The following is a 22,378-nucleotide window of genomic DNA, read 5'->3' on the forward strand; positions in this document are numbered from 1 at the left end:
TCTGCCCGCCAAGCGACGTCGTGAAGATACAAGATTTGAACGATTGCCCAACTTTGCCTTGACATACATCACTAAACTTGTACGCTTATTGCCTCCCAGGCGCGTGACTATTCAACTTTTGAATGTTTCTAGCCTCCAACATGGATTTATTAGGCCGGTGATACCCGACGTCGGGAGCCGTGCATCAGGAAACTGATCACGCAATCATCAATGGAAGGACTTCCCATCGTGGATACAAAGCACTATGACGCCGTCGTCGTGGGGTCTGGCCCAGCAGGCAGCACCGCAGTGAAGGAACTGACAGAGCGGGGCTTGGAAGTCCTGCTGCTCGAAGCAGGCCGCGATCTGACCGAGGCGGACTTCGAGCCGCTCCCACCCTCGGAGCCCAAAGAAATGAGCGTCGGTCTTTACGACAGGGTCAAGGCGGGGCTCATGGGGCAGCACGTGCAGGCGCGTCGGGCGATGTTTCAACCACAGAAGAGCAAATTCCTCGTCAATGACATGCGGAACCCCTACACGACCGACGGCGGGGATTTCCTATGGATCCGCGGCCGCCAGCTCGGAGGACGGTTCCATGCTTATGGCAGGGTTCTTTTGCGGTCTTCGGACCACGAATTCAAAGCAGCGTCCCATGACGGCCACGGAGCCGATTGGCCGATTTCCTATAAGGACCTCGCTCCGTACTATGACCACGTCGAAGAGTACATGGGCGTTTACGGCACGACAGAGAACCTGAGTAACCTCCCGGACGGGCGCTACGTTGGACCGTCCCTTTTCACGGAGGCAGAGAAGCACTTCAAAGAGACAGTTGAAGGCAACTGGTCCTCGCGGCACGTAGTTCCCTGGCGCTACCAGGCCCCGAACCTGGCCCGAGTGCCCGTGGGCATCGTGGCGGCCAAGAAGACCGGCCGCCTGACGATCCGCACGGACGCCGTCGTCCATAAGGTAACAATGAACCGGAAGACCGGCCGCGCTGACGGGGTTCTCTTCATCGACCGGCTCAGCAAAAAGCAGCAGCACGTCACGGCAGACGTCGTCGTTCTCTGCGCTTCCACGATTGAGTCCGTTCGCATCATGCTCAACTCGGCCACTGAGGGACACGCCGACGGCCTGGGGAACTCTTCCGGAATGCTCGGCAGCTACTTCATGGATCAAACTCCCAGCCTGCTTTTCGGCACAGACCCGGCACGGCCCGGCTACGAAGTGGTCAACCCGGCACCTGAGGATCCTTACTATCCGGCAGTGGGTGGTGTCTACGTTCCTCGCTTCGACAACCTCACCAGCGTCGGGAAGCAGGAAACCGCATATGCCCGCGGGTGGGCCGTACAAGGGACCATCGGCCGGATTCCCGTCCCGGAAGGTGCTCCCGGAGTCGTTGGGCTCATGGGATTCGGCGAAATGCTGCCCTACCGCAGCAACCGCATCACTATCGACCCGCGCCGCAAAGACGCCTGGGGCATTCCTGCCCCCCGGATCAAGCTCGAAATCACCGAGAATGAGCGCCACCTCATGCGCGCACAGGTGGCCGGCCTGAAGGAAATGGCACTGTCCGCCGGCTACACCATTAACTTCGCAGGCTCCGCTCTAGGCCTCGACTCCAAAAAGATCTGGCCGAACGTCGACCCTGTAAGTCGGGCTATCTTCCGGCTTGGCTTCAAGAAGAGCCTGGCCATGGGTGCGGCCATCCACGAGTGCGGCGGCGCTCGTATGGGCAATGACCCGGCTACGTCAGTGCTCAACGAATTCAACCAATCCTGGGATGTGCCTAACCTCTTCGTCACCGACGCGAGCAGTTATGTTTCGAACGGCGCGGTCGGACCGACGCTGACCATCATGGCCATCACGGCAAGGGCATGCGATTACATCGCCAAGGAGCACGCGGCCGGGACTCTCTGACCAAAGGACCCGTGCGCCCGCGCATCCCCGGCTCTGGGTGGAAGCCTCCCATTGCTTCCACCCAGAGAAGCACTGATCCGCATTGGGTCGTTGCAACCACAGGCAGACCTAACGAAAACAAGACGCGCTGCAGGCGCCATCTCAACGAGGAGACCAAGACCCGTGACGGCAGAAGATATGGACGGCGCAGCAGTCGCCGCGACAATGTTCGAGAACCTAAAGGCCGACGTTGAAGAGTTTGTGCAACGGTTCGGACGCCGACCAGTCTTGGCCACCGTACTGGTTGGCGATGACCCCGCTTCCCACACCTATGTGCGCATGAAAGCCAACCGAAGCCGCAGCGTTGGTATTGATTCCATGCGGATCGAAATACCGGCACAAGCAACCACCGACGAGGTAGTTGCCCGTATCCGAGAGCTCTCAGAGGACCCCAGCGTCGACGGCATCCTCCTTCAGCATCCCGTACCCCCGCATGTGGACGGCCGGGCCGCGTTTGAAGCGATAGATTCTTCCAAGGACGTTGATGGTGTGACCTTCGCGTCATTCGCCAAGATGGGTCTCGGAGCATCAGGTTTTCACGCCGCAACTCCGGGAGGCATCCTGGCGCTTCTGGATGCCTACGACGTCCCGCTAGCCGGGAAGCATGCCGTTGTCGTAGGTCGAAGCCCGATTCTTGGCAAGCCTGTTGGGCTTTTGTTGTTGGAGCGGGACGCTACCGTCACCTACTGCCACTCCAAGACCAGAGATCTGGAATCCATCGTGGCCACAGCGGACATTGTTATTGCCGCCGTTGGCCGGCCGGAGTTGATTCAGGGCGCGTGGATCAAGCCCGGTGCGGTGGTCATCGACGCAGGATACAACCCCGGGAACGTAGGCGACGTGGAGTACACCAAAGCGCGCGAGGTCGCGCGGCTTATCACTCCCGTGCCTGGCGGTGTTGGGCCCATGACCATCGCAACCCTCCTCCGGCAGACCGTCGCAGCTGCCCTCGAGCGCGAGGCGAGCCCGGCATAACGCTCCATGGCCGACGGAACCAGGGATCCGATAGGGCAGGACCGGCTCCCGTGCATGATGGACAGCACATTACCAACTGGCCCAGCCGTCTCCCGTTTAGCCTTCCGGGACACCGGTCGGCCGGTCACACGTGAGCCCCACGCGCCCTTCCATGAGTTTGCACGCAAGCACGGCCTCCGGAGTACATTCCTCGACGTCGACCCCAAATACTGGTAACGGCTCACGGAGGGGAGATCAGCGACTGGAATGACCAGATGACACCCTGGTTCCGCCTCCACCACGACTCGGGCGCCCTAGCCAGGCGGAAATGAACGTCCGCTTCCGCGCCGCTACCACCAGAAAACCATTACTGTTCAGCGGCCGCTGTCGACGTGGGAAAGGATCAAGCCGTCCGCCGGCGCCTCACGAGGGATCCTCGCATCTGATTGTTGGCACCTGAGGGCGGCATTTTTCCAGCTTTATTGGATTATTAACAATTCTGGTGTCAAAACTATTGACATTCTTCGGGATTCGGCATTGTCTTGAAAGGCGCTACCCGTTGCCGGGCAAAGACGCCCAGCAGCCAACCACCATTTCGGAGGACATATGAACTCGCCCTCGAGTCAAGCCGGAACATCTACCCAAACCCAGCCCGCAACCGTATCTGCACGGCACGCCGTCATTGCAGCCTCCGCAGGCAATGTCGTGGAGTTCTACGACAACATTGCTTTCGGTCTGCTTGCCGCGACTCTTGGAAAGGTATTCTTTCCCTCGACCGATCCCGGCGTTTCCCTCCTTGCAGCATTCTCGGCATTTGCCGTGACTTTTCTGGCTCGCCCCTTCGGAGGGCTCGTTTTTGGGTCCCTGGGTGACCGTCTGGGCAGGCAGCGCACTCTGATTTTCGTCATTCTGCTCATGACCGTGGCCACGGTCGGCATTGGTTTGCTACCGGGCTATGACGTCATAGGAATCGCCGCTCCTATCCTCCTGATTCTGCTCCGGATTGTTCAAGGGCTGAGCTTCGGTGGGGAGCTAGGGGGAGTTCTGGCCTTTATTGTCGAGCATGCCAAGAGCAACAACCGCGGCACTCTGGTAGGGCTCGTCATGGCTGCAGCATTCGTTGGAAACCTTCTCGCCCTCGCCGTGATAACCGGCCTGTCCGCATTCCTCAGCAGCGCTGAGATGCTGGCGTGGGGGTGGCGTATTCCATTCCTGCTGGCCGGACCCCTTGGCCTGATCGGACTCTATATCCGCCGCCGCTTGGATGAGACGCCTGCGTTCCGGGCCATCCAAGAGGCCGGTGAAATAGAGCAGTTCCCGCTACGAGCAGTAGTCCGCGGCCACTACAAGGCGCTGCTGAAATGCGCCGGACTCGCAATCGTGGCCCTGCTGCCCATCTATCTTATGGAGGCATACAACACGAATTACCTCCTGGTGACAGTCCGCATCAGCCAGTCCGATGCCCTCACGGCAACTTTGGTTGCCACAGTCGTCGCCATGGCCTTCACCGTCCTGTCCGGCCGGCTTAGCGACCGGTACGGGCGCAAACCGGTGCTTCTGGCAAGCCTCATCGTGGCGATACTTCTGGCCTATCCGGCCTACGTCGTTATGATAGCCGGATCCGCTCTCTCTGCCGTGGCAGGACAAACTCTGATGGGCATCATCCGAGGCGGGGTGACCGGAATAACCGCCGTAGCAATGATCGAACTTTTCCCAACTCGGCTGCGGTACTCCGGCTTCGCACTGGCTTACGGACTGACCGCAGCGATTTTCGGAGGGACTGTACCCCTGGTAGCCACCTACTTGGTAGAGGTCACAGAGAACCCATTCGCACCGGCCTTCTACTTGATGGTCATTGCCGCCATTTCGCTTGCAACTGCCCTTACACTGCGGGAGACGGCGCCGTTCAAGTCCCAAACTACGCGCATCAATACGTAGCGAAGCCATGAGAAGCCCGTACCGGCCGAGCCACTCGACCGGGCGGGCCCCTCATTTCTTGCCTTCACAACCAGCGAATTGGAATCCGGAAACAGTCGCGGCCGTAGTCCTCTCCGTGGCTTTGGCGCCGATAACGGACGTTCTGTCGTCGGCCCGGCGGTGAGGTCTTGTCATGATGCTCGGTGTCGTCTCCGCCATGTAATGGATGAAGGAGGTGCAGATACTGTGTCGAGTTATTCATCGTTCTGGCGGATAGAGTTCCGTCCCGTTTTGTGTTGTTTTACCGACCGGCGGGAGTCATGCCTTGGACGTGAGGCCTCCTCCGACCGAAGACTTTGTACGGACCAAGCGGTACCGTCCAGCAGGAAAACTGTGGAGGCGGCAGCACCGATTTCCTGGCGGCAGACTTTGAGTGCGCGGGGACGCGTCAAGCGCCCTATATCCGTGTTCGTTCGAGCGAAAAAGTAGTGTGGACAATGTCCACACTTTCCGCCCCGGACTTCCCCGTACAGCCACCGGACTGGCCCGGATTCCGCATATTCCCGCCACTTCCCAGTGTTCGCAAGGCTTGGAATCCCGTTCGAGTCCCACCTCGGGCACGGCATACCCCCTCGTCAGAGAGGGTTTTTGCTTTAACGTGTGTACATTCTGGGTGGTCAGGTTCCTCTGACACTGGCCGCGGGGTGTGCCTGGCGCCGCGGGTCGCCTGTTTGGTTGTGGGGGAGCGGGTTTAGGGTCGTGGCTGGTCGGCCCTCCGCTTGCTCTGAACTGGGGTTATGCGGTCCTTCCTTGGTTCGTCGGGTAGGTCGTGGTTGGCCTACACCTCCTTATGGGTAGGGAGAGTGAGTGCGACATGATGCCGAGAAACTGCGTAGATAACGTCTGGCTTCGGCATATTCTTGGCGTGAGAAGACCGGGCTGGCCGATGCTTTGTCAGGCCAAACTAAGTGTGGACGCTGTCCAGACTTAAATCTCCTTTATCAGGGCTGCTTGCATCCATGGGCTTTCTTTCCCTCGGCTTACGTCTGCTCATGCATGTGAGTGGCCCTCGCTACATGACGCGCTGCCTGAACTGCCGTGGCGTCTCACCAACTTCCCTGAGGAACTGCCGGTTGAAGTTGGAAAGGTTGCTGAAGCCCACCTCGTAGCAAATGTCCGAGACCGGTTTCTCGCTGCGTTCCAGCAGGCGCCGTGCGTGAGCCAGTCGCAGTTTCCGAACCAGGTCCGTGAAGTTTTGCCCGGTGGCTCGTTTGAAGTATTTGGAGAATGTGGGCTCGGCCATACCCACCATGGCTGCTGCTTCTGCCATGGCGACGCTGCCGGCATGGTTGGTGAAGACGTACTCGAGAACGATGTCCACGACTGCTTCTGCTTGGCCGTCCAATTGAGGTCGGAACCATTCATCGGCGAGGTATTTACGATCATGCTCCGGCGCCCGGGAAAGCGTGGCAAACAATGCCAGCAGGTGATGCAGACGCTCCAATCCGGTGGAGGTGCCCATGGCTTCTATGGAGTCGGCTGCCACTTGTGCCGTCTGGCCAAAGAATTCGATGCCCCGGGCGGACTGTTCCAACAACGGCCTTACTTCAGCCAGTTCAGGCATGAGAACGGCTGCCTGCTCCACCCACTTCCCGTCGAACTGGATCACGGCATCGCGATTTTGAAGCAGTTCCCCTGGTTCGAGATCGCTGACCCAATCATGGGGGAGCCCGGACCCAATCAGGGAGACGTGCCCGGCTTCGAAGGTGCCGATATGGTCACCGACGATGAATTTTCCCGATCCTTCTCGGATGAGGTGGATTTCGTACTCGGGGTGATAATTCCAGCGAGCTACCGGGCTGGGGTAGTCATGCTGGTGCCAACGGACCGAATGGTTCGGATCTTCGGGGATCACTTCGCGGTTGGCGCGCATCCCAATAAGCCGCTGGGCCAGCCGCGCCGCAGCGCCGTCGCCCGGAGGGGTGGAACTCATGGGGGCCTCCGATGGGAGAGGGAAAATAAGTATCAGTATGCGTCATCAAGGACGCTAGTTGTGCCCCACCCCACACGCCTAATGTTGACGAAGACGGCGAGGCGCCCCGGATTCCCGGACGATTGCCCCGCTCCGGTCTTGTACTTCCACGCAGTAGTAGGAGTGCGGAGACTGCGCACCCCCATGAAGAACGAAGGAGTCCTCAATGCGCCCAAAAACACGTGCGGCAGCCCTTGCAGCCGGCGCCCTGTGCATCGCGCTATCCGCCACGGCCTGTGCCGGAGCGGGCGGAACCGGAGCTGGTGACCAGAACAGCATCAGCGTCCTGATGGTGAACAACCCGCAGATGGAAGACCTGCAGAGGCTCACTGCGGATAATTTCACCAAGGAGACGGGCATCCGCGTGAACTACACGGTGTTGCCGGAGAACGACGTCCGGGCGAAGATCAGCCAGGAGTTCTCCAGCCAGGCAGGCCAGTACGACGTCGCTTCGCTGTCCAACTACGAGATCCCGTTCTACTCGGCCAATGGCTGGTTGGCGCCACTGGACAACGTGGCCAAGGATCCTGAGTTCAAGCAAGACGATATTCTGCCGGCCTACACCGCGTCCCTCACTGGCGCCGACGGCAAGCTCTACGGCGAACCGTTCTATGGTGAATCGTCCTTCCTGATGTACCGCAAGGACGTCTTCGACGCCAATGGCCTGAGCATGCCGGAGAAGCCCACCTGGGCTGAAGTGGCTGAGCTCGCCGCAAGGGTGGACGGGGCGGAACCCGGGATGAAAGGCATCTGCCTTCGGGGCCAGCCGGGCTGGGGGCAGGTCTTCGCGCCGCTGACAACCGTGGTCAACACCTTCGGCGGTACCTGGTTCGATAAGGACTGGAACGCGAAGGTCAATTCGCCCGAGTTCACGGAAGCAACGGAGTTCTACACCAAATTGGTCCGGGAACATGGTCAGGCCGGTGCAGCCCAGGCAGGCTTCACCGAATGCCTGAACAACCTGACGCAAAGCAAAGTGGCCATGTGGTACGACGCCACCTCGGCCGCCGGCGCCTTGGAGGCGGAGGCCTCCCCGGTGAAGGGCAAGATTGGCTATGCGCAGGCTCCGGTGAAGGAAACCTCATCCGCCGGCTGGTTGTGGACGTGGTCATGGGCTTTGCAGGCGGCGTCGAAGAAGACAGATTCGGCGGAAAAGTTCATCGCTTGGGCCAGCTCCAAGGAATACGAAGAACTGGTGGCCTCCAAGCTCGGTTGGGCAAAGGTGCCGTCAGGTAAGCGCATCTCCACGTACGAGAACGCCGAGTTCCAGGACGCTGCCCCGTTCTTTGAAGCCGAACGTTTTGCCATCGAGAATGCAGACCCTAAGAACCCCGGCGTCCAAGAGCGGCCCGCCGTCGGCATCCAGTTTGTCGGCATCCCCGAGTTCGCCGCTCTTGGCACCAACGTCTCCCAGGGCGTCAGCTCTGCCATTGCCGGTCAAGGCAGTGTGGCTGATGCCTTGGCCAAGGGCCAGGAAGCCGCGCAAAAGGTCGGCGACAAGTACAAGAACAAGCAATAACCGAACCGCAGGAGAACATCATGACTACCGCAACGGCGCGCATCTCCCGCCCGGGACATGCCACACCAAAACCTTCACGAAGCAAAGCATCGCGGGAACGCGCCCTGGCCTGGGCCCGGCGTGCGCCGCTGCTTCCAGCCCTGATCTTCCTCATCATCGTCACGCAGCTCCCGTTCGTGGTGACACTGATCATTTCGTTCCTCAACTGGAACAGCCTGAGCCCCGGCACCACGGGTTTCGCCGGCTTCGAGAACTACGTCACGGTCCTCACCGATCCCGACCTCCGCCAAGCCATCTTCACCACCATCCTCCTCACAGTTGCCGTGGTCCTGGCCAGCCTGGTCGTCGGCCTAGGCCTGGCCCTGCTGCTGGACAAGAAATTCATCGGACGCGGATTGGCAAGGACGCTGCTGATTGCCCCGTTCCTTGTGGTGCCCGTGGCCGCAGCCCTGATCTGGAAGCACGCACTGCTCAACCCCACCTACGGATTGATCAACGGTGTCCTGACGTGGATCTGGTCCCTGTTCGGCAGCGACACTCCTCCGCAGTTGGACCTGCTGTCCCAAGCGCCGCTGATGGCGGTCATCATCTCGCTGGTGTGGCAGTGGACTCCGTTCATGATGCTCATCCTGCTGGCCGGGCTGCAGTCCCGGCCCATGGATACCGTGGAGGCAGCCCAGATGGACGGAGCTACACCGTGGGCCATCTTCCGGCACCTTACACTCCCGCACCTTCGCCAGTACCTGGAACTCGGAGGCCTGTTGGGTGCGATCTACATTGTGCAGAATTTCGACGCCGTATTCACCCTTACGTCCGGAGGCTTGGGCACCGCAAATCTTCCGTACGCGATCTACCAGACCTTCTACTACGCCAATGAATACGGGCTGGCCTCCGCGGCCGGCGTCGTGGTGGTCATCGGCACCATCCTCGTGGCGACCTTCGCCCTCCGCACCGTTTCCTCGCTCTTCAAGAAGGAGGCAACACGATGAGCACACTCAGTCACACCGCAGCCCGCATCACGCCTGAAAAATCCAGCACGCCTACCGGCGTCCGTCGTCGCGGCAAGTCGCGGATGGACCCCACCCGCAACAACACAGCTGCCGGCATCGCAGCCTGGCTGCTGGCCCTGCTTTTCGCTACGCCCGTCTTGTGGATGATCCTGACCTCGTTCCACTCCGAGTCGGACGCCGCCACCAACCCTCCGTCCTTGGCTGCGAATCTCACCCTGGATGCCTACAAAGAGTTCTTCGGTGAGACGTCCGGCGTTAGCCCTTGGCCTTCGCTGATCAACTCCGCCACGGCCTCCATCCTGTCCACCGTCCTGGTGCTTGTCCTGGCCATCCCAGCCGCGTATGCCCTGTCCATCCGGCCGGTGAAGAAGTGGACGGACGTCATGTTCTTCTTCCTCTCCACCAAGATGATGCCGGTGGTCGCAGCGATCCTTCCGCTGTACCTCTTCGCCAAGACCGTAGGCGCGCTGGACAACATATGGTTCTTGATCCTCATGTACACGTCCATGAACCTGCCTATCGCGGTGTGGATGATGCGGTCCTTCCTCGCCGAAGTCCCAGTCGAAATGCTGGAAGCTGCACAGATCGATGGCGCCAACCTGATCCTCACGCTTCGCAAGGTCATAGCACCCGTGGCGATGCCGGGCATCGCGGCCACGGCCGTGATCTGCTTCATCTTCAGCTGGAACGAGCTCTTGCTGGCCCGAGTGCTCACCGGCGTTGTGGCCGGCACGGCTCCCGTGTTCCTGACCGGATTTGTCTCCAGCCAGGGCCTCTTCCTCGCGAAGGTCTGCGCGGCCGCCGTCGTCATTTCGCTCCCTGTGCTGTTCGCCGGATTCGCAGCACAGGACAAGCTCGTCCAAGGCCTCTCGCTCGGCGCCGTCAAGTAATTCGACGCGGCTAAGTAACCAACTCCAAAGGACCCCCATCATGACAACCTCAACCACTCAGACCCCGCTGCTCGACCAGCCTGAACTGCCGGCCACCATGCGCGCCGCCGTCCTGCAGCGCCAAGGCCAGATGACCATGGAGACGCTGCCCGTCCCGCACCTCGACGCCGACCAAGTGCTGGTGCAGGTTTCCGCGGTCGGAGTGTGTGGAAGCGACGTCCACTACTACGAGCACGGCCGGATCGGTGATTATGTGGTGGACCACCCCTTGATCCTCGGCCACGAACTCGCAGGGCGGATTGCCGCCGTCGGAAGCTCCGTGGACCCCGCTCGCATCGGTGCGAGGGTCGCCGTCGAGCCCCAAGGCCCTTGCCGGACCTGCAAGCAGTGCAAGGCCGGACGCTACAACCTCTGCCCGAAGATGGAGTTCTATGCCACCCCGCCGGTGGACGGCGCGTTCGCCGAGTACGTCACCATTCAAAGCGACTTCGCGTACGACATCCCGGATGATGTCAGCGACGAAGCCGCTGCACTGATTGAGCCGCTCTCGGTAGGGCTCTGGGCCTGCGAACGCGCAGAAATCAAACCCGGCAGCCGGGTCCTGATCGCCGGCGCCGGTCCTATCGGCATCATCGCTGCGCAGGCCGCGCGGGCCTTCGGCGCAAGCGAAATTTACGTCACGGACATCGCCGAAGACCGCCTTAACTTCGCCCTGAAGCACGGTGCGACGCACGCGCTGAACGCCCTGACGGATAAGGTGGAAGGGCTCGACGTCGATGCGTTTATTGACGCTTCCGGAGCACCTCAGGCGGTCCGTTCCGGGATTAAAGCCGTGGGTCCTGCGGGCCGCGTAATCCTGGTGGGACTCGGCGCAGACGACGTCGAACTGCCTGTCTCTTACATCCAGAACCGCGAGATCTGGCTCTCCGGCGTCTTCCGCTACACCAACACCTGGCCGCTGGCCATCCAACTCCTCGCGGACGGCAAAGTAGACCTCGACATCCTAGTCACGGGCAAGTTCGGGCTCGCTGATTCCGAGGCGGCGCTGACCGCCGGCAAGCAGCCGGGGCAGCTCAAAGCCGTGGTGTACCCGGGCCGATGAATCACACGGATCTTTTAGTCACGGTGGTTGGGGAATCGCTGGTGGACGTGATCAGAGATCCCCACGCGGCTACGTCCCAGGCTTATCCCGGCGGGAGCCCGCTGAACGTCGCTGTTGGTGTTTCACGGCTCGGCATGCGGACCAGTCTTGTGACGCACTACGCCGATGATACCCACGGCGCATCGCTGGAGAAGCACCTCAGCAGCAATGGCGTCGGAGTCATCAAAGGCGGCTCCGCACCGACGTCGACGGCGACTGCCACCCTGGGTGCCGACGGTGCCGCGACGTATGTCTTCGATGTCAGCTGGGACCTAGACGATGCTTGGACTTCGGCGGCGGAAGCCGTGCGGTCCGCCGGTCACGTTCATACGGGGTCGATCGCCTCCGTCCTCGCGCCGGGGGACGAGTCCACGTTGTCGCTTGTGCGGGCAGCCCGGGAGTCCGCAACCGTCAGTTTCGATCCAAATTGCAGGCCCGCCATCAGTCCGGATGTGGCTCGGGCCCGGGCGCGGGTTGAACAGTTCGTTGCCGCCAGCGACGTCGTGAAGGCCAGCGACGAGGACCTCCTTTGGCTCTACCCGGACAGGACACCAACGGAATCACTGGAGGCATGGCTGGAGCTCGGTCCTTCATTGCTTGCGTTGACGAGGGGTGCGGCCGGTCCTGTGATCCTCACGCGTCGGGGTCGGGTGCAGATGCCTGCCGAGAGGATCGTCGTGGCGGATACCGTGGGGGCCGGGGACTCGTTCATGGCGGGGCTCATCTCGGGTCTGGCCCAAGTGTGTGCCCTCGGTGCGGCAGGCAGGAAGAAGCTGAACGCGTTATCCGAGGACGAGCTGTTGCTTGTGGCCGCGTATGCCACCAGGGCCGCTGCAATTACCTGTTCCAGGGCAGGGGCAAACCCGCCAACCGCGATCGAACTTGGGCCGCTGTCTACTTTGGGTCGGGCCCCTCGATAATGCCCAGCTACTCAAGTCCTTGGAAGCGACGCTCCAGCAGCCCCCGTGTCCTGCGAAACGTGGCCCGCGAACGCTATCCGACGTTAACGATGACGACGTTAACGAGGACGACGGCGGGAGTTATGCTCCCGCCGTCGTGCGCCGTTCGGTTTGCTGCCTCGCATTGTTGGGGCGGCGCTCAGCCCTCATACTTGGAATGCTCGCCCAGACGGTGCCATGAGCGGTTGTGGTAGACCAGAGCGTCGCCGGGTTCGCCCGCCTGGACGTCACGCATCACGCGGGACTCCAGGGCGTGAACGGCGATGATTGTGGAGGTTCCCACCTCCATGCGATTGATGACGGCGCAGCGCACCCAGGCGCGGACATCGTCATACACCGCCTCGCCGGTTGCAAGGGTCGACCAGCGGTGCGTCTGGTCAAAACGGTCGACGCCAGGGGTCGCTCCGAACTTGGCCAAGTGGACGTCGTGCGCGTCCAGCAGGTGCACGACGACGGTTTCGGCGCGTGAAAGCACCTCGGATGCAGAGGACAGTGCCGAGACCGAGAAGATCAGCAACGGAGGTTCCGCGCTGACTGAAACCACCGACGATACTGTCAGTGCCACGGGTCCTTCGCCGGCATCCGCCGTGATGACGGCGACACCTCCCGGGTGGCCACGGAACAGTGCTTTGAAGTCGTCGGCCGAGAGGGAGGACGGGAAGCTTTGCGCCGGAGCCTGGACCCAAGTGTCTGGGGGGTAGGCGTGAAACATGGTTATGACACCTGGGGGGCGGAGCGTGTGAGCTCCTCGCGAACGATGTTCGTTCCTGCGCTGAGAGCACTCAGTTTGGCCAGTGAGACGTCGCGGGGGAACGGTGCCATGCCGCAGTTGGAGCTGGGGATGAGCTTGTCCGCATCGACGAACTGCAGGGCCTTGCGGAGGGTGTCGGCCACCTCCTCCGGCGTTTCAATGGTCTCGCTCGCGACGTCGATTGCCCCGAGCATGACTTTCTTGCCGCGGAGGAGCTCGATGAGGTCCATGGGCACGTGGGAGTTCTGGGATTCCAGCGAGATGATGTCGATGCTTGAGCTCTGAAGCAGCGGGAATGTTTCCTCGTACTGCCGCCACTGTGAGCCGAGCGTCGCCTTCCAGTCAGTGTTCGCCTTGATCCCGTAGCCGTAGCAGATATGCACGGCGGTCTCCGCGCGCAGTCCTTCTGCCGCTCTCTCGAGCGCAGCCACGCCCCAGTCTTTGACCTCGTCAAGGAAGACGTTGAACGCGGGTTCGTCGAACTGGATGATGTCCACCCCGGCCGCCTCCAGTTCTTTCGCCTCCTGGTTCAGGATCGTGGCGAACTCCCAGGCCAGCTTCTCGCGGCTCTTGTAGTGGTCATCGAAAAGAGTGTCCACCATGGTCATTGGACCGGGGAGGGTCCACTTGATCGGCTTGTCGGTGGTTGCGCGGAGGAACTTCGCGTCGTCGACGAATACCGGCCGCTCGCGGCGCACGGGTCCGACGACGGTCGGCACACTCGCGTCGTAGCGGTCACGGATGCGCACGGTCTTGCGCTGTTCAAAGTCGACCCCGCTGAGGTGTTCGATGAAGGTGGTGACGAAGTGCTGGCGGGTTTGCTCGCCGTCGCTGACGATGTCGATGCCGCGTCGGGTCTGTTCGTGGATGGCAATGCGCAGCGCATCCTGCTTGCCCTCGAGCAGCGTATCTCCGTCCAGCTTCCACGGAGACCACAGGGTCTCCGGCTGTGCGAGCCATGATGGTTTCGGCAGGCTTCCCACAAGGGTGGTGGGCAAAAGTGTGTTCATGATTGGCGATTCTCCGTGGGTCAGTTGACGAGGGCGGGGTATTTGGCGGTCCACTGGTCCAATAGATCCTTGTGGGGCGTGATGAAGTGTTCCTCCGTGTACTTCGCCTGGGTGATCGCGAGCTGACTGCGCTCGACGCGGTCGTAAGCGATCTGGGTCCGCGAGTAATCCTGCTCGCCCAGGCTGGGCTGATATACGACGGCGGCGGCGGAGTTCGCGTTGTAAATCTCCGGGCGGTAGATCTTCTGGAACGTCTCCATGGTGCTGATGGTGCCGATCAGCTGCAGGTTGGAGTAGTCGTTGAGCAGGTCGCCGCGGAAATAGAAGGCGAGCGGCGCAACGCTGCCGCGTGGCATGAAGTAGCGAACCTGCAGTCCCATCTTCGCGAAGTACGCGTCCGTCAGCGAGAACTCGTCCTGCTGGTACTCAACGCCCAGGACGGGGTGACGGTTCTCGGTTCGCCGGTACGTCTTGCTGGTGGAGACGCTGATGCACACCACTGGCGGTTGCGGGAAGCGCTCCTGGCATGCCGGGGAATCGAGGAACTGCTGGAAGAGTTTGCCGTGAAGATCGCCGAAGTCCCCGGGGACGGTGGGCTTGCCTGCCTCGGCTGCTGCCGCTGGCAGTACAACGCTGAAGTCGAAGTCACGGACGTAGGAGGAGAAGTTGTTCCCGACGATCCCTTGGTGGCGGACCCCGTTCAGTTGGTCGACGATCTGGATGTTGAGAACCTCGAACAGCGGGAACTGCTGATCCGTACCTTCTGCCGTGAATTCTATCTGCACGGAAACGATCTGAAGCTCCAGCGTGTAACGGTCCCGGTCCGGGTTGTCCCAGCTAGCGAGGTCGTTGAAGCGGCGCCGAATCATGGTCAAGGCGTTGCGGAGGTTCTCCTGGCGGTGCTCGCCCCGTGCCAGGTTGGCGAAATTTGTTGTAATACGCGAGCCTTCGGACGGTGAGTAGTCCTCGTCGAAGGGAGTCGTGGTGATGCTGAAGGTGAAGTCGTCTGCCATGTGCTGCCAATCCGTTGATGGCCGGAGACGGCCTTTCAGAAGGTGATGTATCCATGGTGCAATCATCCCGAGGGTATCGGGTAACTAGGCGTTACTATGCGTTCATATAGACTTTTCCTATGCCCCAACTTTCGAGCGGACTGACCCTGCAGCAACTCCGCTATTTCATTGAAGTTGCAGCTGAGGGTTCGATCTCCGCGGCTGCAGATCTTCTTTATGTAGCGCAGCCGACCATGTCAGCAGCGATGAAGGACCTTGAGGCCCGGGTGGGCCGTGAGCTCCTGGTCCGCTCCGCCCGCGGAGTCACGCTCACCGCCGACGGGGTGGAGTTCCTGGGCTACGCGAGGCAGGTGGTGGAGCAGTTCGCTCTCCTCGAGCAGCGCTACCTTGGTAGGCCACCGCGGCGACGTCTGCTCGGGGTGTCGACGCAGCACTACTCGTTCGCGGTGGACGCCTTCGTCCGGATGGTCAAGGCCTCCGATGTGGCTGAATACGAGTTTTCCCTGCGTGAGTCCCGTACCTGGGACATTATTGAGGATGTCCGGACGCTCCGCAGCGAGATAGGCATCCTTTACCGGAACGATTTCAACCGGAAGGTCATCGACAAGCTGCTCCGGGAATCCGGGCTCGCGTTCACACCGCTCTTCCTTGCCGATCCGCACATCTTCATTTCACGTAAAAACCCGCTCGCCTCAAAGAAGCGTGCGACTCTGGATGATCTCGCCGGCTTGCCGCGGCTGACCTTCGACCAAGGTGCGAACAACTCCTTCTATTTCGCCGAGGAGATTCTCTCGACCTTGTCCAGCAAGCAGGAGATCCGGGTCTCTGACCGTGCCACGATCTTCAACCTCATGATCGGGCTCCACGGCTACACGATCTCGACCGGGATCATCAGCGGGCAACTCGACCCGGAGATCGTCGCCATCCCGCTGGATGTTGAAGAACGCATCGAGATCGGCTGGATCGGCCACGCTGCGATTCCTCTCACCGACCAAGCGCAGCATTACCTCAGGGAGTTGCGGGCCGTCGTCGCTGAGTTTGGCGTCGCGCTGATCGACTGACCGCTGTTGAGCGGGTGAGTCTTTGCCACTCAGCTCTTTGCCACTCAGTGACTGGACGTAGTTGTGGGAACCGGGGGTGCTGGTTTTGGCGTAGGGCGCGTTCAATGACCTTTCATTACATGCATTCTGTGTTGTCCATGTCACATCCATTTGCAGGGTCGGTCATAAAGCAGCGAGCCTTTCCATATCGACATTCACGCAACGACGCGTGTGTCAACTAAGGAGCACGACCTATGACTGATGTTCTCTGGTTTTCTGAGCTTGGCCTGTCCGACCTCGACCAAGTCGGAGGCAAGAACGCATCCCTTGGCGAGATGGTACGCAACCTCGCTTCCGCCGGCGTCAAGGTTCCGGACGGTTTCGCTACGACGGCCGATGCGTATCGCCGGTTTCTGAGCGAATCAGGCCTGGATGCCCGCATCGAAAGCATCCTGGAGGGTCTTGACAGCGACGACGTCGTCGCGTTGGGGCGGGTAGGGCAGAAGATCCGCGACCTGATCCGGCAGACGCCTTTCCCTTCCGCTTTCGAGACGGGCATCCGCACCGCGTTTGATCGCTTGACCGCGGAGCACGGTGGGGATGTTTCGTGGGCGGTGCGCTCAAGTGCCACAGCCGAGGACTTGCCGGATGCATCGTTTGCCGGCCAGCAGGAGACCTTCCTCAATATCCGTGGCGTGGAGAATATCCTGGTCGCCATTAAGGACGTTTTCGCGTCGCTGTACAACGACCGGGCCATTGCCTACCGCGTCCACCACGGGTTCACCCACTCGGAGGTGGCACTCTCGGCCGGAATCCAGCGCATGGTCCGCTCCGACATTGGCGCCTCGGGGGTGATGTTCACGATGGATACTGAGACAGGGTTCAACGACGCCGTCTTCATCACTTCCTCGTACGGACTTGGCGAAGCGGTTGTCCAGGGCGCGGTGAACCCTGATGAGTTCTATGTGTACAAGCCGGCCCTTGCGGCGGGTCGACCGGCTGTGCTGAAGCGGGGCCTGGGGGAGAAGGCTGTGCAGATGGTCTACACCGACTCGGGGGAGGTCGGAAAGACTGTGGACTTTGTACCTGTGCCGCGGGATCTGCGGAGCCGCTTCAGCCTGACGGATGCCGAGGTGGAACTCTTGGCCCGCCACGCACTTGCCATCGAAGCGCATTACGGGCGGCCCATGGACATCGAGTGGGGCAAGGACGGAGCCGACGGGGAACTGTACATCCTTCAGGCCCGCCCGGAAACGGTGGAGTCCCGCAAGGCTGCCGGGACGACGTCCCAGTACACCCTCACCGAACGTTCAACGGTGTTGGTGGAGGGCCGGGCCATTGGTCAGCGGATTGGTGCCGGCCAGGTCCGGGTACTGAGCTCGATTGATCAGATGGCGTCTTTCCAGGAGGGCGACGTCCTGGTGGCGAACATGACTGACCCTGATTGGGAACCAATCATGAAGAAGGCTGCCGCGATTGTCACGGATCGTGGCGGACGAACCTGCCATGCTGCCATCATCGCCCGTGAACTTGGCATCCCCGCCGTCGTCGGGACCGGTTACGCATCCCAGATCCTGAAGGACGGAACCCCAGTGACGGTATCCTGCGCCGAAGGCGAAGCAGGCTTGGTGTACGAAGGCCTGCTGGACTACACCCTGCATGAAACCAGCCTGGACACCATGCCCGAAGCGCCGGTGAAGATCATGATGAACGTCGGCACACCGGAGCAGGCCTTCAGCTTCGCCCGCCTCCCACACCACGGGGTTGGCTTGGCCCGGCTCGAATTCATCATCAACCGCCAGATCGGGATCCACCCGAACGCGCTATTGGCTGTTGCCGGCGAAATCGAGCGCCCGGCAACACTCGATGACTTCACGGTGCGCCAGATCCAGGAAAAGACGGTCGCATATGCCGGGCCCCGAGACTACTATGTGCAGCGCCTTGCCGAAGGCATCTCCACCATCGCGGCTGCCTTTGCTCCGGAACCGGTCATCATCCGGCTTTCCGACTTCAAGTCCAACGAGTACGCCAACCTCTTGGGCGGGCCGGCGTTCGAACCCGAAGAGGAAAATCCGATGATCGGGTACCGGGGCGCATCCCGGTACCTGTCCGAGTCCTTCCGGCAGGCCTTCGAACTCGAGTGCGAAGCCCTGAAATACGTCCGCAACGACATGGACCTGACCAACATCAAGCTCATGGTCCCGTTTGTGCGTACTTTGGACGAAGCCCGAGGTGTGACTGAGCTCCTCGCTGCCAACGGGCTCAGCCGGGGCGAGAACGGGCTGGAGATCGTGATGATGTGCGAACTTCCAGCCAATGCCCTTCTGGCCGATGAATTCCTGGAGTACTTCGACGGTTTCTCGATCGGCTCCAACGACCTGACCCAGCTCACACTCGGGCTGGACCGGGACTCCGCGCTGGTCGCTGAAGGCTTTGATGAGCGCAACCCCGCAGTCACCAAGCTTCTGGAAATGGCCATCACTGCCTGCCGCGCCCGGGGCAAATACGTTGGCATCTGCGGGCAGGGCCCCAGCGACCACCCGGACTTCGCCGAGTGGCTGCTGGATCAGGGTATTAGCTCCATTTCGCTGAACCCCGACGCCGTCACCGAAACCTGGCTTCGCCTGGCACGAACCAGCAGCGAGACCACCGTCTAAATGGAGGATCTGCAAAGAAACACCGTGGGGGAGGACCACGCGTCCAACCCCACGGTGTTCTTCCTCTCGGACAGCACCGGCATCACCGCCGAAACACTGGGAAACACGCTATTGAGCCAGTTCCCGGGCCAGCGGCTGGAGCGAAAAACCATCCCGTTCATCACCACCGTCGAGCAGGCGCGCGAGGTAGTGGCAACGATCGACAGGATCGCAGGCTCGGGGCCTCGGCCTATCATCTTTTCAACGGCGGTTGGCCATGACATCCGTGCCGTGCTGGCCCAAAGCCGGGGCCTCTTCTTCGATCTGTTCGGCACACACATCGGCCAACTCGAGACAGCACTGGGCGCGTCCGCGAGCGGACAGCCCGGACAGGCCCACGGGCTCGGTGACGCGGTGCGGTACCAGTCCCGCATGGCAGCTGTTGAGTACGCAATAGAGCACGACGACGGTCAGTCGCTCCGGGCGCTGGAACGCGCCGAACTAATACTCATTGCCCCTTCACGCTGCGGTAAAACTCCCACCACCATGTACCTTGCGCTGCAGCATGGAATTCTCGCTGCCAACTTCCCCCTCGTCGAGGAAGACTTCGACACCATGGCCCTGCCTAAACCCCTTTTGCCGTTCGCACGCAAGTGCTTCGGCCTCATCTCCCAGCCCGTCAGGCTCAGCCAGATCCGACAAGAACGACGACCCAACAGCAACTATGCGTCCTTGACCCAGTGCACCTACGAGCTTCGCAACGCGGAAGAGATGTACCGGGCCAACAACGTTCCGTACGTAAACTCGGCCTCCATGTCCGTGGAAGAGATATCAGCCACCGTCCTTCAGCGCATGCAGTTGCATCACTGAGTGGCGTTACTGCGCTATGCCGCCTCAAAGGCCTCCCTGATCCACTGCCTCACCTCGGCATCAACCATGCTTGGATCGTGGAGTTCCAAGTGATGCATACACACGGAAGGAGCGGGATGAACGATTTCTTTGAACCGTGGGGAGCCGAGCTCGTAGGGCAAAGCCAACGACAACACCGCCGGTACCCTCGAATGGACGTACTTGTCAGGCCGCCACAAGTAGGCGAATCCACGATGCCGCCGAAGGGCGATCTGGCTCTTGGATACGTTGACCCGAAAATCACCGAGTCCACCCACAACGGCAAGGACGGCCCGGCAGATGGCGAGGCCTTGAGGAGATCCATCAAAAAACGACTCTGCGTCCGTGGGCAAAACTGGTCTCATAGCGCCCTTTGGAGGCTGCGTCGTAGGAGCCACGCGCCACACATAAGGAGAATAGCGGCCATCGCTGCCAGGACGCCGAGAGCGGGAAGTATGTCCGTGAAGGAAGCGTCCTGCCGTTGGATGGCGGCCAAGGCGTCGTAGGCCCACCGATGTGGAGTCAGCCGCGAGATGCTCTGAAGGGGTTCGGCGAAGAACTCGGGTGGCACCATGCAGCCTCCCAGGCCAGCCAGCACGAGACCTGCGCCTATTCCGATACCTGTTGCGGCGCCGTCGTGATCCAACAGTGAGCCGATGATCATGGCGGCTGCTGCGGCGACGGCGCTGAAGGCTATCAAGACCATTGCCGTGAGCCAGAGGTTGCCCCAATCAACGCCGAAGAGCAGGGCCGTACCTACCAGGATGTACGCACCTTGGACTGATGCAATCCCGAATCTTCCCACTGCCTGCCCGGCAATCGTTTGGCCGCTGGATACGGGTGCTGACATGGTACGCGGGATGACGCCGTAACGGCGGGCCTGGATCAGCGTGGCGGCACCGGTCAGGGAACTGAGGAAGATGAACAGCAGCAGCTGCTGCACCGCTCCGAGTTCGAAAACCCCAAGTCCACGGAACTCCTGCGCGGTGTTGTCGGTGTCGAGGATCTCTACGCGGGGTGGCTGGAAAGCTTCCTGCGCCTGCGCCACGGCAGCCTCCGCTGCCTCGGCCGGCAGGCCGGCCTGCTCCAAAGCTGCGAGCTGGCTGTGCCGCATGCTGATGGCGCCCAGGGAACCCCTGACTTCCTGTAGTGCTGCTTGGGCTGATGCTTGCGACGCAGTGAGAATCTGCAGCTCCGCACGGCGTCCGTCGTCGAACGCGGCGGCGGCTTCGTCGCGGATGACGAGCCCGACGTCGGCCCTTCCGCGCGCCAGCTGTTCGTGCATCACTTGGGCGGTGACAGATTCCACCTGCAGGCCGTCGGCTTCCAATTGTTCCGTCACAACGGACTCAAGCGCCGTCCCGGATCCACCAGTGAGGCTAACCCGGGTTTCCGCGCGGCTCGAACCGAACTGGGTGCCCAATAACAGAATCAGCAGGAGCGGGAAGGTAAAGACGAAAAAGATGTTGGAGCGGTCCCGCAGGAAGCGCCGCACCTCCACGCCGGCGATGGCCAGGATCGCTTTCATGCCTTGGCTCCGCGGTCCGGCAGGAAGAGGGAGACCATGACGCAAATAACCGCGAATCCCCACATCGTCACCAAAGGCACGGCGATTTCTGCGACGCCGCCGCCACCGGCAGAGATTCCGAGGCCCCGGATGAATGCACCCACCGGGTTCAAATCCATCAGGACCGCCATGAAACCTGACGCTTGGATGGGGAAGAAGGCGCCTCCCGCGATACCCAGCACCATGGCAACAATGGATTGCGCCACATTGGCCTGTTCTGCTGTCCGAACCATTTTGGCCACGACAAAGGTTAGGCTGGTGGCCGCCGCCGCTGCCCCGAGGACTAACAAGCCCACAACGGCCGGGGAGCCGAAGTTAACGCCGAAGAGGAGCGTGCCGCTGGCAAGCAGCACGCCACTTGCGACGACTCCCAACGAGAAACCGACAAGAGCTTTGGCGGCGACGACGGTCCACTGCGGTGCGGCGGTGGATCTGATCCTGGCGAGTGTTCCCTGTTCCTTTTCCGCCAGTAGTCCTAGGACCCCGAACCCCACCGTGAACAATAGAAATAAGCCCGTTTGACCGGCCACCAAGCCGGCCCGAAGCGACAACTGCCCGGCTGGCGCGATTCCTTCCGTGACATGGAGGATCGGGTCGCCGGTCACCGCGATTCGTCCAATGCCTGCCGCAGCATCAGGGGGGACTCCACCCAGTCTCGCCGCTGCCTCCGTTACCGACGCAGCGGTGAACTGGTCCACGATTCCGGTCACGATAGAGATCAAGACACTTGTCTCGAGGACGGACCCGCTGCCTTCGATAAGTTGCAGGGCGGACGGTTGCCCGGTAGCCAAGGCGGAACTGAAGCCGGCCGGGATGACGATGCCCAAGGCGGCACCGGTAGTGCGGGTTTCCGGGCGCACGGCCTCCGATGACACCTGACGTACGGTGACCTTCATGGATTCGACTGAACCCAGTGATTCGAGCAACGCAGCACCGAGTGGGCCGGAGTCTTCGACGCTTGCTATGACAGTGGCTGGTTGCAGGTCGACGCTGCCGGTACCCAGTCGACCGAAAGCCAAGCTCAGCACGCCCATCAATGCCAAGGGGACGATCAGCGAAAAGATGAGCACCGACTTGTCCCTCAGCCGTTGACGTAGATCATTGCCGACCATGGTC

18 protein-coding genes are annotated in these 22,378 nt (G+C 61.3%); 11 read left to right on the forward strand and 7 right to left on the reverse strand.

Going from position 1 to position 22,378, the window contains the following annotated elements:
* Positions 1-228: 228 nt before the first annotated feature.
* The 3 genes from MOD31_RS21880 to MOD31_RS03090 all read left to right on the forward strand — a co-directional run bounded on the left by MOD31_RS21880 (position 229) and on the right by MOD31_RS03090 (position 4,827).
* Positions 229-1,896, forward strand: coding sequence for a GMC family oxidoreductase (locus MOD31_RS21880; protein ID WP_308196344.1), 1,668 nt, complete (start codon positions 229-231; stop codon positions 1,894-1,896).
* Positions 1,897-2,058: 162 nt separating this feature from the next.
* Positions 2,059-2,910 (forward strand): tetrahydrofolate dehydrogenase/cyclohydrolase catalytic domain-containing protein, encoded by an 852-nt coding sequence (locus MOD31_RS03085; RefSeq protein ID WP_308196345.1) that lies wholly within the window; start codon positions 2,059-2,061, stop codon positions 2,908-2,910.
* A 585-nt stretch (positions 2,911-3,495) separates the two neighbouring features.
* The gene (locus tag MOD31_RS03090; protein WP_250819815.1) at positions 3,496-4,827 is read left to right on the forward strand and encodes an MFS transporter; all 1,332 of its coding nucleotides are present in this window, start codon (positions 3,496-3,498) and stop codon (positions 4,825-4,827) included.
* A gap of 1,051 nt (positions 4,828-5,878) precedes the next feature.
* On the opposite strand, the gene MOD31_RS03095 is transcribed toward MOD31_RS03090, so the two are convergent.
* The gene (locus MOD31_RS03095; protein WP_142939413.1) at positions 5,879-6,799 is read right to left on the reverse strand and encodes a helix-turn-helix domain-containing protein; all 921 of its coding nucleotides are present in this window, start codon (positions 6,797-6,799) and stop codon (positions 5,879-5,881) included.
* A 205-nt stretch (positions 6,800-7,004) separates the two neighbouring features.
* On the opposite strand from MOD31_RS03095, the gene MOD31_RS03100 reads away from it, so the two are divergent.
* The 5 genes from MOD31_RS03100 to MOD31_RS03120 are packed head-to-tail and all read left to right on the forward strand — an operon-like array spanning position 7,005 to position 12,318.
* Entirely contained in the window at positions 7,005-8,357 is a 1,353-nt protein-coding gene (locus MOD31_RS03100) for a sugar ABC transporter substrate-binding protein (RefSeq protein ID WP_250819816.1), read from the forward strand.
* Positions 8,358-8,377: 20 nt separating this feature from the next.
* The gene (locus MOD31_RS03105; RefSeq protein WP_250819817.1) at positions 8,378-9,346 is read left to right on the forward strand and encodes a carbohydrate ABC transporter permease; all 969 of its coding nucleotides are present in this window, start codon (positions 8,378-8,380) and stop codon (positions 9,344-9,346) included.
* Complete coding sequence (locus MOD31_RS03110; protein ID WP_250819818.1) at positions 9,343-10,257, forward strand: carbohydrate ABC transporter permease; 915 nt, start codon at positions 9,343-9,345, stop codon at positions 10,255-10,257. The genes MOD31_RS03105 and MOD31_RS03110 overlap by 4 nt, the downstream gene beginning before the upstream one ends.
* Positions 10,258-10,297: 40 nt before the next feature.
* Complete coding sequence (locus tag MOD31_RS03115) at positions 10,298-11,359, forward strand: NAD(P)-dependent alcohol dehydrogenase (RefSeq protein WP_250819819.1); 1,062 nt, start codon at positions 10,298-10,300, stop codon at positions 11,357-11,359.
* On the forward strand, positions 11,356-12,318 hold the full coding sequence (locus tag MOD31_RS03120) for a carbohydrate kinase (protein ID WP_142939408.1): 963 nt from the start codon (positions 11,356-11,358) through the stop codon (positions 12,316-12,318). The genes MOD31_RS03115 and MOD31_RS03120 overlap by 4 nt, the downstream gene beginning before the upstream one ends.
* Positions 12,319-12,496: 178 nt before the next feature.
* On the opposite strand, the gene MOD31_RS03125 is transcribed toward MOD31_RS03120, so the two are convergent.
* Genes MOD31_RS03125 through MOD31_RS03135 form a run of 3 tightly spaced genes read right to left on the reverse strand, consistent with a single transcriptional unit; the run spans position 12,497 to position 15,131 of the window.
* Positions 12,497-13,069: a flavin reductase family protein gene (locus MOD31_RS03125; protein WP_250819820.1), complete on the reverse strand. Its 573-nt coding sequence runs from the start codon at positions 13,067-13,069 to the stop codon at positions 12,497-12,499.
* Between the two features lie 2 nt (positions 13,070-13,071).
* A complete protein-coding gene (locus MOD31_RS03130) occupies positions 13,072-14,118 on the reverse strand; it encodes a methionine synthase (RefSeq protein WP_142939406.1) in 1,047 nt (348 codons plus the stop codon).
* Positions 14,119-14,138: 20 nt separating this feature from the next.
* A complete protein-coding gene (locus MOD31_RS03135) occupies positions 14,139-15,131 on the reverse strand; it encodes a DUF1852 domain-containing protein (protein ID WP_250819821.1) in 993 nt (330 codons plus the stop codon).
* A gap of 119 nt (positions 15,132-15,250) precedes the next feature.
* Between MOD31_RS03135 and MOD31_RS03140 the strand changes: the two genes are divergently transcribed.
* The 3 genes from MOD31_RS03140 to MOD31_RS03150 all read left to right on the forward strand — a co-directional run bounded on the left by MOD31_RS03140 (position 15,251) and on the right by MOD31_RS03150 (position 19,677).
* Entirely contained in the window at positions 15,251-16,192 is a 942-nt protein-coding gene (locus tag MOD31_RS03140) for a LysR family transcriptional regulator (protein ID WP_142939404.1), read from the forward strand.
* Between the two features lie 233 nt (positions 16,193-16,425).
* A complete protein-coding gene (gene ppsA / locus MOD31_RS03145; RefSeq protein WP_250819822.1) occupies positions 16,426-18,828 on the forward strand; it encodes a phosphoenolpyruvate synthase in 2,403 nt (800 codons plus the stop codon).
* Entirely contained in the window at positions 18,829-19,677 is an 849-nt protein-coding gene (locus MOD31_RS03150) for a pyruvate, water dikinase regulatory protein (RefSeq protein ID WP_250819823.1), read from the forward strand.
* A gap of 14 nt (positions 19,678-19,691) precedes the next feature.
* On the opposite strand, the gene MOD31_RS03155 is transcribed toward MOD31_RS03150, so the two are convergent.
* Genes MOD31_RS03155 through MOD31_RS03165 form a run of 3 tightly spaced genes read right to left on the reverse strand, consistent with a single transcriptional unit; the run spans position 19,692 to position 22,374 of the window.
* A complete protein-coding gene (locus MOD31_RS03155; protein ID WP_250819824.1) occupies positions 19,692-20,060 on the reverse strand; it encodes a DUF5655 domain-containing protein in 369 nt (122 codons plus the stop codon).
* Positions 20,057-21,223, reverse strand: coding sequence for an ABC transporter permease (locus tag MOD31_RS03160; protein WP_250819825.1), 1,167 nt, complete (start codon positions 21,221-21,223; stop codon positions 20,057-20,059). Before MOD31_RS03160 ends, MOD31_RS03155 begins: the two co-directional genes overlap by 4 nt.
* Positions 21,220-22,374, reverse strand: coding sequence for an ABC transporter permease (locus MOD31_RS03165; protein ID WP_250819826.1), 1,155 nt, complete (start codon positions 22,372-22,374; stop codon positions 21,220-21,222). Before MOD31_RS03165 ends, MOD31_RS03160 begins: the two co-directional genes overlap by 4 nt.
* Positions 22,375-22,378 lie beyond the last annotated feature (4 nt).

Origin of the sequence: Paenarthrobacter sp. TYUT067 (assembly GCF_023656375.1) — a bacterium.
In the GTDB taxonomy this organism is placed as follows: domain Bacteria; phylum Actinomycetota; class Actinomycetes; order Actinomycetales; family Micrococcaceae; genus Arthrobacter.